At 69.0% G+C, this 8,437-nt stretch carries 5 protein-coding genes; 4 read left to right on the top strand and 1 reads right to left on the bottom strand.

Annotated features, from left to right (window positions below):
* Window positions 1–90 precede the first annotated feature (90 nt).
* The 3 genes from AB0B89_RS15800 to AB0B89_RS15810 all read left to right on the top strand — a co-directional run bounded on the left by AB0B89_RS15800 (window position 91) and on the right by AB0B89_RS15810 (window position 2,742).
* Entirely contained in the window at window positions 91–894 is an 804-nt protein-coding gene (locus tag AB0B89_RS15800) for a helix-turn-helix transcriptional regulator (protein WP_358552823.1), read from the top strand.
* Window positions 885–1,082, top strand: a complete 198-nt coding sequence (locus AB0B89_RS15805; protein WP_358552825.1) for a DUF397 domain-containing protein — start codon at window positions 885–887, stop codon at window positions 1,080–1,082. Before AB0B89_RS15800 ends, AB0B89_RS15805 begins: the two co-directional genes overlap by 10 nt.
* 187 nt (window positions 1,083–1,269) lie before the next feature.
* The gene (locus AB0B89_RS15810; protein WP_358552826.1) at window positions 1,270–2,742 is read left to right on the top strand and encodes a glycosyltransferase family 39 protein; all 1,473 of its coding nucleotides are present in this window, start codon (window positions 1,270–1,272) and stop codon (window positions 2,740–2,742) included.
* 209 nt (window positions 2,743–2,951) lie between these two features.
* Here the strand turns inward: AB0B89_RS15810 and AB0B89_RS15815 are convergent, their stop codons facing one another.
* Window positions 2,952–6,557, bottom strand: a complete 3,606-nt coding sequence (locus AB0B89_RS15815) for a GH92 family glycosyl hydrolase (protein ID WP_358552828.1) — start codon at window positions 6,555–6,557, stop codon at window positions 2,952–2,954.
* On the opposite strand from AB0B89_RS15815, the gene AB0B89_RS15820 reads away from it, so the two are divergent.
* Entirely contained in the window at window positions 6,538–7,977 is a 1,440-nt protein-coding gene (locus AB0B89_RS15820) for a carboxyl transferase domain-containing protein (protein ID WP_358552830.1), read from the top strand. The two genes, AB0B89_RS15815 and AB0B89_RS15820, sit on opposite strands and share 20 nt — an antisense overlap.
* Window positions 7,978–8,437 lie beyond the last annotated feature (460 nt).

Consider the following 8,437-nt stretch of genomic DNA (forward strand, 5'->3'; position numbering starts at 1 on the left):
TATCCAGAGTCGTACGCTCCGGAATAGGCCGCCGCGCATACCCCCAAGACGTGAATGCGGCGGCCCCCTCGTGAAAGTGGGTGAGCGATCGTGAACGGCAATCGCATGACACCGCTCGAGTTCTTCGCCAGAGAGCTCCGGCAGGCCCGTGAGGCCGCGGGCATGAGTCAGGCCCAGCTCGCCACGGCGATCGTCGGCTACTCGCCGTCGTTCGTGGCGATGGTGGAGACCAGCCGCAGGGTGCCCAAGCCTGACTTCGCCGAGCGCTGCGACCGCATCCTCGACACCGGAGGCATCTTCTCCAGGCTCGTAGACGACCTGGTCTGCCGCGGCATGCCCCCGGAGTGGCTCGGCAAATGGCTGGTGGTCGAAGCCAAGGCGACCTCGTTGTTGTGGTACGAGCCCCTACTCGTACCGGGTCTCCTGCAGACCGAGCAGTACGCCCGTGAGGTCATCGCGAGGTCAGGAAGGCCGTTCGACGTCGATGACCAAGTGGAGGCTCGGCTCGCACGGCAACGCATTCTGACCGGCGACAACCGACCCATGTTCGTCGTCGTGCTCGACGAAGGCGTGCTTCGGCGACCGGTCGGCGGGCCGAAGGTCATGCACGAACAGCTACAGGTTCTACTCGGCGTCGCCGAGCGGCCGGACGTCGTTATACAGATTGTGCCGCTCGACGCCGGTGCTTATCCTGGCCTCTCCGGACCTCTCGTCATCGCCAATTTCGACGGGGGCGAGGTCGTCTATGTGGACAATGCGCTGAACGGCGATGTCGTCGAACGCGCCGCCGATGTGGCAGCCCTGAAGCGCCTGTGGGAGTCCCTGCGGGCCGAGGCCCTGCCGACGAAGCAATCGATCGACCTGATGGCGAAGGTGGCCGAAACATGGAAATGACCAATTTGCGGTGGCGTAAGTCCTCCTACAGCAGCGGCAACGGCGGTGCGTGTGTCGAGGTCGCGCCCCTGCTCAGCGGTCTGGCCGTACGGGACAGCAAGACGCCCGGCGGTCCGATTCTCCGGTTCTCCCCGGGCGAGTGGCAGACCTTCCTCAGCGCCGTCAAGGACGGCACGCTGAACGTCTGATCTTGTCCTCCGGTCACTGACGGAGCGAAACGGCACCGGCGATCCTTCTGACCTCCTCGGAGCCTGCGGGCAGGCGAGGAGGCCAGAAGGCGACGGGCTGGCCCGGCTGGGGAAGACCCCCCCCTGTTTATCGATCACGATGCGGAAGTGGGTGGCCGGACCGACAGTTGACCACCATCATGGTCAAGTGACTTCGATCACCCGAGTCAGGACAGATGCCCTGCTCTCCCCGTTCGGCCGGACCCCCGTCCTCTCCGTCGCACTGGCGACCAGCGCCGTTCTGCTCGCCGTCAGCCCGTGGTACGGCTACCACCGCGACGAACTCTACTTCCGGCTGCTGGGCGAGCATCCGCGGCTGGGATATTTCGATACACCGCCGCTCACCCCGATGATCGCCCGGTTGTCGACGACCGTCTTCGGCGACACGGTCGTCGCCCTGCGGATCGTGCCCGCCCTGTGCGCCGGGCTCGTGATCGTGCTCGTCGCGCTCATGACCAGGGAGCTCGGCGGGAACCGCCGAGCTCAGATCCTGGCCGCGGCGGGAACGGCCACCGCGTCGCTACCTCTGATCGCCGGGCACACGCTGCTCACTCTGACGCCGGATCTCTTGCTGTGGACCGCCACCACGCTGTGCCTGATGCGCGCGTTGCTTCGGGGCGAGGGGCGGTACTGGATCTGGGTCGGCCTGATCGCGGGATTCGCCACCTACAACCGCGATCTGATCGTGCTGCTGCTGGGCGCCATCGGCGTGGGCATCCTGGCCGCCGGCCCGCGCGAGGTCCTGAAGGACAAGCGTCTGTGGATCGGCGCCCTGCTCGCGATCGCGGTCGCGGCGCCCAACCTGGTCTACCAGGTGACCCATGACTGGCCGCAGTTCCAGATGGCCGAGGCATTGAAGATCGACGAGGGGACCACCAACAGGATCACCTTCGTTCCCCTTCAGCTCCTGCTGCTCGGCCCGCCCCAGGCGGTGGTGGGCGTGGTGGGATGGCGCCGGCTGTGGCGGGATCCCCGGACCCGGGCCCTCGCCATCGCGTATCCGGTGGCCTGCGCGGTCACCCTGTACTCGGCGGGCAGGGCCGACTACCTCGTGGGGTTCCTGTTGTACCTGTTCGCCGCCGGCTGTGTCTCCGCCGCCGAATGGCGGTGGCGCCGGACTCTGGTCGCGGCGCTCGCGGTCACCGCGGTCGTCTCGATCGTCGTGGCCTTGCCGGTCGTCCCGGCCGCCTCGCTGCCCGGAACCCCGGTCGCCGTCGCCAACGAGGTGTCCGTCGAGTCCGTGGGGATGTACGACCTGGCCCGGCAGGTCGGCGAGGTGGTACACGGGCTGCCCGAGCAGGATCGGGCCGGGGCGGTGCTGCTGGCCGGGAACTACGGGGAGGCCGGCGCGCTCGACCGGTGGGCGAGCGAGTTCGGCCTGCCGAAGGTCTACAGCGGCCACAACGAACTGTGGTGGTGGGGCCCGCCTCCCGAGGGGACGCGCGTGGTGGTGGCGGTCGACTTCACCGCTCGGGGCCTCGGCACGGTGTTCGCCCGATGCGCCCAGGCCGCCACGGTGACCGGGATGGCCGGCGAGGAGCAGGACAACCCGATCATCGTCTGCCACGACCCGCTCCAGCCATGGAGTCAGATCTGGCCGAAGGTCCGTCACTACAACTGACCCGCGTGGGCGGAGGCCGGGAATCTCCGGCCTCCGCCCATGGGGAGTGGCTCGCCGGAAACGGTGCCCAGGGGGTGGCCCGGGACTCGGCGGAAGGGCTTGTCCTTCGGCCTACGCGGGATCCGCGTCCCTGACCCGGCCCACATGTCGACAGAAAAGGACCCCACGGAGGGCTCGCACCCCCCGTGGGGTCCTTGGTCATCTATGGGTCAGGAGAAGGCCCACGCGAAGAGGTGCAGCGCGCCGCCCTCGACCGGTGAGAACTTCACACTCTTCACCTTCTTACCCGGTGTCAGCGCGATCGGCTGGGCGGCGAATACGAAGGTGCTGAGGGGCTGGACCTGCCAGGAGCCCGTGTACAACCGGTAGGGCGCCTGGGCCACGATCTCGTTCCCGTAGCTGGGCGGGCTACCTCCGTAGTTCAGCATCCAGTCGCTGAAGCCTAGTTTGGCCGTGCTCGTCGAGCCGTCGGTGTAGGTGATCGTCGTGTCCACCAGCGGTGCGGTGTTGGTGCCCGACCCGAGGAAGGCGAGCTTGGTGGCCCCGTCGGGCGCCGTCATCTCGATCGCCTGGCTCCCCGTCACCAGGTTGTCCCACTCGCCGAGCTTGCGGTTCGGCCAAGTGAACCGGAAGCCCTTCCAGTCGACCTTGCCGCCCGGCGTCAGCCCGGCTCCCGCGAGTGCCTGGGCCGGATAGGCGAACCCGGCTCCGTCGAGGTTGGCCTGGCCCGCCTCGGCCTCGTTGCCGAGGCCGGCGTTGTTGTGGTACCAGTCGATCGTCCCGCGCTTGGCGATGTTGAGCCGTACGCCGGTGGTGAGCGCCGTGGAGACCGAGCCCGAGGGCGTCGGCTCCGTCGCGGAGATCGGCACGGTCTGGAATCCGAGGGCCACGCCGGAACCCACGGTGATGCTGAGCTTCACCGTGGCCCTGCCTCCGGCCGGCACCTGGAAGGTTCCGCCGGCGGGTGAGACGGTGATGCCCGCCGGGGGCTTCGCCTCCCACTTCAGCGAGACCGCTCTGGTCGCGGACTGGGCGGCGAACTGCGCCTCGAAGGTCGCGCCCGGCTCGACCGGGCCGCTGCCCGGGTCCGCGCCGATGACGTACTGCTGCGCGCCGTCGTTGAACGAGGGCGGCACGTCGTTCGCGCCGGCTCCGAACGTGGTGTTCGGCGTGGTGCCGAGCGTGAAGTCGAGCCTGCCTCCGCCGGTCGCGAACGACTCGGGCAGCCACGCCTTGGTCGTCGTCACCCCGTTCACCTTGAGCGTCCGGACGTACCGGCTCGCGGAGCCGGGCGCGTTGATCTCGATGCTCCCCCTGTCCCGCGTAATAGTGATCTTGTCGAACAGCGGGGTGTTCACCAGCAGTTCCGCCCTGCCGGGGATGGCCGGGAAGATGCCCATGGCCGACCACACGTACCAGGAGCCCATGGCCCCGAGGTCGTCGTTCCCCGCCAGCCCGTCAGGGCCGGACGTGAACAGCTCCTGCTGCACCCGCCGCACGAGGTCCTGGGTCTTGTACGGCTGCCCCGCCCACGCGTACAGCCACGGCGCCGGCAAGGAGGGCTCGTTGCCCATGTAGGCGTAGGGTTCCTTCGGACCGGCGTTGAGCTTCTTGAAGTACCCGTCGAGCCGGCTGACCGCCTTGGCGTTGCCGCCCATGATGTCGAACAGGCCGCGTGGGTTGTGCGGCACCAGCCACTGGTACTGCGCGCCGTTGCCCTCAACGTAGACGTCGGGGCTCGCGGGGTCGAAGGGGGAGGTGAACGACCCTTCGGCCATGCGCGGCTGGATCCAGGAGTTCGCCGGGTTGTAGATGTTCTGCCAGGCCTGCGAGCGCTTCATGAACTCGCTCGACGTCGTCGCGTCGCCGAGACGGGAGGCGAGCTGGGCCAGCCCGAAGTCCGCGACGCCGTACTCCAGCGTCGAGGAGGGGTCCGCCGGGACGTACCCCTTGGCCATGAAGGCGGCGTTGCCCGGCCGCTCGTCGTACTTGGCCTGCGGGTGGCCGATGTCCATCGGGCCGACGCGCCTGGCCGCCGCGACCATGGCCTTCAGGAACGTGGGAGCGTCGTAGGCGCGCGCCCCGAAGGCGTACATGCTGGAGATGATCGAGTGGAACGGGTCACCCACCATGACGCCGGTGACCGCGCTCTGGTGGGACCACCGGTCCCATACGTTGCCGATCGACTGCGCGTTGTCGTACATCGACTGCGCGATGTCGCTGCCCACGTCGGGGGCGAGCAGGGCGAGGAGTTGCACCTCGCTGCGGTAGATGTCCCACCCGGAGAAGGTCGCGTAGTGGTGACGGCCCGCGGCGACCTTGTGGGGCTTGTTGTCCATCCCCGTGTACGTGCCGTCGACGTCCTCGGCGACGTACGGCTGCAGCAGGGAGTGGTAGAGGTTGCTGTAGAAGGTGCGCCGCTGGTCCAGGGTCCCGCCCGTGACCCGCACCTGGCCGAGCCGCTTGCTCCAGGTCGACTGGGCCTTCGCCGCGACCTGGTCGAGGCCGTCGGCGCCGATCTCGGTCTTCACGTTGTTCCTGGCCCCGGCGATGCTCACGTAGGACAGCCCCACGCGCATCTGCACCGGCCTGGCGGAGTCGAACTGCAGGTACGCGCCCGAGCCGGGGCCGTTCACGACCACGTCCTGGGCCGTCACGGTCTCGCCCCTGACCTTAGCCTTGGAGGCGTTCTTCACCGACTGGACGCCCGGGAGCACGGCGTCGTCCTTCCATGTGCCCGACCCGGTGACCGGCTGGTCGAAGGTGGCGGAGAAGTAGACCTTGTACCGCATCGGGGGGCCGCAGAAGCCGCCGGTCTGGACCCAGCCCTCGACGGTGTTCCCGGTGATCCGGGTCTCTCCGTCGTCGATGCCGTTGACCGACCCGCTGGTGTTCAGCAGCAGCGTGCCCGGCTTGCCCTGGGGGAAGGTGAACCGCCCGACGCCGGCGCGCGCGCTCACCGACAGCTCCGCCTTGACCCCGGTGTCCAGGGTCGTGCCGTAGAAGCCGGGCGAGGACTTCTCGTTCTCATGCTTGAACGTCTGCACGTAGTCGTCGCCGTGCGTGGCCGGTGACCTGCCGATCGCCCCGGAGATCGGCATCACGGGGAAGTCCTGCGCGCCCGTACACCCCGGGCCCGAGATGTGGGTCATCGAGAAGCCGCGCAACCGGTTGTCTTCCCATTTGTAGCCACCGCCGGCGTTCGCCACCGTGTCGGGGCTCCACTGCATCATCCCGAACGGCAGGACGGCGCCGGGGAAGTTCATGCCGGCCCCGCCGCCGTGGCCGAAGTCGGGGCCTCCCTCCTTGGTCCCGAGGAAGGTGTTGACCAAGGCGGCAGGGTCCTCGATTGTGGAGGACTGGACGACCGCGCCCCCCGGAAATGCCGTCGCGGCCAGAACGGCGGCGACTATCGGTAACGACCATATGGACAAGGCACGTCCTCCAGGCAGTGAGTTCACGTCATGGAAACATGAACGCGAATCGCCGTGTGGCGTCAACCTGCAGAAGTTCCGGCCACAAGTTGCCACCGTGGCGCGCGGCGACCTGTGAGGACGGCCTTCCCGAGCACGGATGGACACCCGCCACACCCCGCCCCACCTGCTACGACGTACCGGCGTGAACGCCAGGCGGACCGCCGGGGCGGGGGCCGGGAAAACGGGACAGGGCCAGGAAAACGGGGGGCAGGGGCACCGCTCAAAACGATTACTACACAAACAGGGGTTGGCTCGCATCGATGGCTGGTGCAAATTCGACACTATTACCGGTCGACTCCATACAGCAGGGAATTCAGCGATGACTGTCCTGTCCACCATTGCGGTCGAGGAATCCCCGGCTCAGCGGATCGACGGCCGGGCGCCATCGGTCCGCCTCGCGCGGCTGCTCGACCCCGGCTCCCCCGTGCCGCTCCACGGTGACGACGACAGCGGTGTGCGGGCCGTACGCGGGCTGGTGGACGGAGCCCCGGTCGTCGCCTACTGCACCGACGCCACGCGGATGGGCGGCGCGCTCGGCGCCGCGGGCGCGATGCGCATCGTCGAGGCGATCGAGACCGCCGAGCGCCTGGGCTGCCCGGTCGTCGGCCTGTGGCACTCCGGGGGGGCCCGGCTCGCGGACGGGGTCGAGTCGATGCACGGCGTCGGGCTCATGTTCGCCGCCATGACGCGGGCCTCCGGCGTCATCCCGCAGATCTCCGTCGTCCTCGGCCCGGCGGCGGGAGCCGCGGCGTACGGCCCGGCGCTCACCGACATCGTCATGATGGCCGACGCCGCCCGCGTCTTCGTGACCGGCCCCGACATCGTGCGCAGCGTCACGGGCGAGACCATCGACATGGCGGGGCTCGGCGGCCCCGAGACCCACGGGCCCAAATCGGGGGTCGCCCACATCACGGTCGGCGGCGAGGACGAGGCGTACGTCCGGGCTCGCCGCCTCGTCGGGTTCTTCTCCCTTCCCGGCGCCTTCGACCTCGCGCGACTACGGGAGCCGAGGGACCTCGGTGGGTTCCTGCCCGAGTCGCCTCGCCGGGCGTACGACGTGCGGCCGCTCGTCCACGCCATCATGGACGGCGACGAGGGCGGGGTGGTCTTCGAGGAACTGCAGCCGCGCTGGGCCGCCAACCTCCTGGTGGGGCTCGGCCGGCTCGGCGGCCGGTCCGTCGGCGTGCTCGCCAACAACCCCATCCGCAAGGGTGGCTGCCTGGACTCCCTGTCGGCCGAGAAGGGATCGCGGTTCGTCCGCATGTGCGACTCGCTCGGCATCCCCCTCGTCGTGCTGGTGGACGTGCCCGGCTACCTTCCCGGGGTCGGGCAGGAGTGGGGCGGCGTCGTGAGACGTGGCGCCAAGCTCCTGCACGCCTTCGCCGAGTCGGTCGTGCCCCGGGTCACCCTGATCACCCGGAAGGCCTACGGCGGGGCCTACATCGCCATGAACTCCCGCTCGCTCGGCGCCACGGCGGTCTTCGCCTGGCCCGGCGCCGAGGTGGCGGTGATGGGGGCCGAGGCGGCGGTCGGCGTCCTGCACAAGAAGGCACTCGCCGCGGCCCCGGAGGCCGGACGCGACGAGCTGCGGGCGCGCCTGGTCGAGGAGCACCGGCAGGTGGCCGGCGGCGTCGATCGGGCGATGTCCCTCGGGGTCGTCGACGAGGTCATCGCGCCCGCGACCACGCGGCTCCGGCTCGCCGAGGCCCTCGCGGGCGCGCCGCATTCCCGGGGACGCCATTCCAACATTCCGCTGTGAAATACCGGAACAAAGGTGCGGCCTGGCCGTGCCGGCGGGTTCGCAGGAACCGGGTCGAGTTGGTGCGGGTGAACTGACCAGCATGCGGATTAGCGGGATGGCGAGTCTCCGGATTGCGTAACCTTCCGAAGGTGGCTGTGGAACATCCTGACTTGCCGGCGTCCTCACTAGGTGAGCATGACCTGATACAGGTCGCCCGGACTTTCAACCTGGGCTCTGTACGCGGTGCGACGTTCCTGCCCTCGGGAATGATGAACCGCAACTGGCGGGTGAGCACCGGGGTCGGAGTGCTGGCCGTCAAGGAGATCCTTGATGTTCCGGTGCCGAAGGCTCGGCGCAGTCTGACCGTTGTGCGCCAGCTGGCGGGGTTGCGTCCACGGGGGTGGTGTACGAGTTTCCGCTGGTAGTCAGCGTGGCGTCGTGAAATGAAGACGGCCATCACGTGATCCTTCAGGTTGCT

The organism is Sphaerisporangium sp. NPDC049002, assembly GCF_040649355.1.
In the GTDB taxonomy this organism is placed as follows: domain Bacteria; phylum Actinomycetota; class Actinomycetes; order Streptosporangiales; family Streptosporangiaceae; genus Sphaerisporangium.